A 3,045-nucleotide genomic window follows, 5' to 3' on the forward strand; every position below is an offset into this window, starting at 1 on the left:
GTTCCTCTTGCGGATGCATGACAAGGCGAAGACGGGCAGAAATTGCAATAGAGTCAGCGCAGGATGAAGAGCAGGATGGCACTGACGCGGTCTATCGGTATTTCTCTGATCGTGGTCAGTGTTGTCGCTGCTCTTTGCGTAGTCGCGTTGGCTTGGCTATCCGCCACGTACGGCGGACTCGATTACAAGTGCCTCGTTGAAGGACCATGGCGGGGGTCCGCCCCTTTCGCGGTCACGTCGGAAGCCGCGCGGGTGCATGGATCTTTCTCCTGGTGGCCGTTGGGGCGAGCCTGTAACTGGCAGCGTGCAGACGGGCAAGGCTTTGTGATGGCCGGCCCTGGCTGGACCACCACGATCACATTCCTCGTCTGTGCCGCCGTTGCATCCGTGGTCGGACTCCTCATCGCCATCGGAAATGCGCGCACGCGCTCCTTGGCCGCAGTGGGACGCCACGGCATTCGCGGCTAAGCGTCCCGCGAGAAGTTGCTTCTGCGGGCCTCTCTGTTCCTTCGGACCGCAGCCACAGGTCATGGCGCAAGTTGAAGAGCCTGCATCAGGGCCGCGGCTCACGCATAGACCTCGCACACACGACCGCAACTGCCGAATTGTCCAACGAGCTCGGGCAGTGCAAAACTCAACGTGAACCGGTGGGTCGCCAAGGCGCAGCCCGACGCCGTCATCTCAACGCGGAGTAGACGATAAAACACCAGGGGGATCCTATGAAACGTGTGACATTTGTATTGGCCGTAGCGACCGTAACGGCTGTTAGCTTGTCAGGCTGCCAAGCACAGCAGCCGACCGCACCTGATTCATCAGCGACTGTTTCGTCGACCCCGGCCCAGGCGGATGAACCTACTGCGCAGGAATCTGCGCAGGTGTGGGCGGACGAGACATTCGGGACTTTTACGGCTTTCACCGTTACCGGTAGTGGAGCTGATGAAATTATCTTTCCCGACGACGCTAAAGCTGGCTTCTACACAATCACGTGGGCACCCGGCCACTGGGTTAATGAGGACTCCTATGCGCAGGTTTATGGAGAGGACGGCACCTTCCACGAAGCCGGAACGACGGATTACATGGGTGATTCTGCCAGCGTGGCCTACGGTTTGGACCCCACCGCTGGCCCGGCGGGCTGGATAGGTGTTGAAGCCGGCGCGGGTGACTGGTCCGTTACCGTGTCACCGATTTCGGCGCTTCCCCCATTGCCGGAGACCGGCGGCTACGACGCCTATTTGTATGCGGGCGCTGAGCAACCGGTCGTCTTCTCGTCCACAAACTCGGGACGGGTCAACGTTCAACAGTTCAATGGCATCGATCCGACCGACAGCATCCTCCCTCAGCAAGACTTCACGGCTGTCGGTACTCTCCTCGCTGGCCCCAGCGTCGTCAACGTCCAACGGGACAGCGTGAGCCCCTGGACGCGATCCACAAACTAGCCAGGGCGACACGACCTGATCAGCGGTCAGGTAGTTCAGGGTGGGAGCTCGAATCACGTGCACCAGAGCGTGTTCAGATATCAATTGCACGGTGTTCCGTTGACGTTACGGTGGAATATGAGCAAATTGGGGGGCGCATTGTTCAGTGCCAGAATTTTGTCCGTACTTGTAGTCGTTGTTGCACTGACTGGGTGCGCAGCCTCAGCTCCGGACGCTGGTGATTCGGCGTCCGAAACCGCCACGAAGTCAGCGACTACCGCGCCTGCTGACGCTGAAAACAATAGTGGTGCGGGATCAGGAGCGTCAGCATCTGCAACGGCTGCTCCCGTGGCAGTCGACTGTGGCACGCTCCTGCTACCCGGGGCGTATGCCGCCTTCGAAGCAGAGGGAATGCGCCCCACCGTTTTCAACATGTGGAACGACAACATGCAATTCATGGCTGAGAATGACGGGCTCGTGTGCGAACAAGGTGTGCCCAACAGCGGCCAGGTCGCTGTTTTTGCAGTGCGTGAGATGACAGCTGAGCAATGGGATGTCAAGAAGGCCGACCTGATTAGCCTCGGAGCGTCTGAAACCAACGAGCCCGTCAGCGGATATCTGCAGGAGCCCGAAGTCAATATCAACGTTTCTCGGGGCGGTTTTGTATTCGGGGACGGAATATTGCACTACGTGAGCAGCGATTACCTCGCGCAGTGGATTCGGTAGACACATAAGAGCAGGGAAACAGGGCAAGCTCTCCTGCCCATCTGCGGGAGTCCTTTGGCATAGGACGGTAACTGATTTCAAATTCCTGCCGTTCCATAACGGGTCATCGCAACGAGTCATCAGTGGCCGGACCTTCGAGGCGGGAGAGTAGGGCTGCGAGCGCTCGGGCGATATCCATCGCGATGGATATCGCGGCGCCCATCGACGTCGCCGGAGTGGAGTCCTCTATGTTGTCAAGCTCGGCCATGAGGGACGCAAGCGCATCCGCGGCAGCGGAGTGCGCCGTCAGATCCGTATTTCCTGAATCCCAATCACGCAGCGCCGCAGCCAACGCGTCAAGCGCCAGGCTCACCGACGGGCGCAAGTCCTCTCTCAGTTGTACCTTGATCGGGGTGCCCCACACTGCCCCGGCCAGTACCTCCGTGAGATCCCTCACATGAAAGGCGATGGTTTCGAGCGCAGCAAGGTCCTCGTAGTCGGCGCTCAGGTCTCGGTGGCGGTGGATTCGAGCCCGCGGATTGACTTTGCGGCTTTCGTCGGCCTGCTGCAGCGCAGTTCGCAGCCCGCTGGAAAGTTTGATGAGCGAGTCTTTGCGCGACGCCCAGCCATCCCGCTCCGGTGGCCAGTTCTCGGCCAGGGCTTCGGCGACCTCGGATAGGTGATCGGCCAGCGCCGAGCGATAGTTCGAGAGGTTCTGGCCCACGGCATTGAGGTTCAGCGCGGGAAAGACCAACATGTTGATCAGGAGCCCGATGACGATGCCGAGGCTGATTTGCACGGCATAGCCGATGGAGTAAGAGTCGGCATCGGGCCCACCCACGATCAGCACGAACAAGACCGTCACGGGTATGTATTCGCGGTTGTTGCCGAACCACCCTGTCGCGGCGATCAGCGCGCCGATGCC

General features: G+C 60.0%; 4 protein-coding genes. 3 read left to right on the top strand and 1 reads right to left on the bottom strand.

The window, feature by feature from the left end; all coding sequences use genetic code 11:
• Window positions 1-327 precede the first annotated feature (327 nt).
• The 3 genes from CXY80_RS19275 to CXY80_RS00280 all read left to right on the top strand — a co-directional run bounded on the left by CXY80_RS19275 (window position 328) and on the right by CXY80_RS00280 (window position 2,141).
• Window positions 328-468 (top strand): hypothetical protein, encoded by a 141-nt coding sequence (locus CXY80_RS19275; RefSeq protein WP_158251493.1) that lies wholly within the window; start codon window positions 328-330, stop codon window positions 466-468.
• 251 nt (window positions 469-719) lie between these two features.
• Window positions 720-1,436, top strand: coding sequence for a hypothetical protein (locus CXY80_RS00275; protein WP_146070595.1), 717 nt, complete (start codon window positions 720-722; stop codon window positions 1,434-1,436).
• A gap of 390 nt (window positions 1,437-1,826) precedes the next feature.
• On the top strand, window positions 1,827-2,141 hold the full coding sequence (locus CXY80_RS00280) for a hypothetical protein (protein ID WP_146070596.1): 315 nt from the start codon (window positions 1,827-1,829) through the stop codon (window positions 2,139-2,141).
• A gap of 103 nt (window positions 2,142-2,244) precedes the next feature.
• Here CXY80_RS00280 and CXY80_RS00285 read toward each other — a convergent pair.
• Window positions 2,245-3,045: FUSC family protein (locus tag CXY80_RS00285; RefSeq protein WP_104131144.1), on the bottom strand; the 801-nt coding region annotated here is incomplete at its 5' end.

The organism is Cryobacterium sp. M91 (genome assembly GCF_002929615.1).
In the GTDB taxonomy this organism is placed as follows: domain Bacteria; phylum Actinomycetota; class Actinomycetes; order Actinomycetales; family Microbacteriaceae; genus Cryobacterium; species Cryobacterium levicorallinum.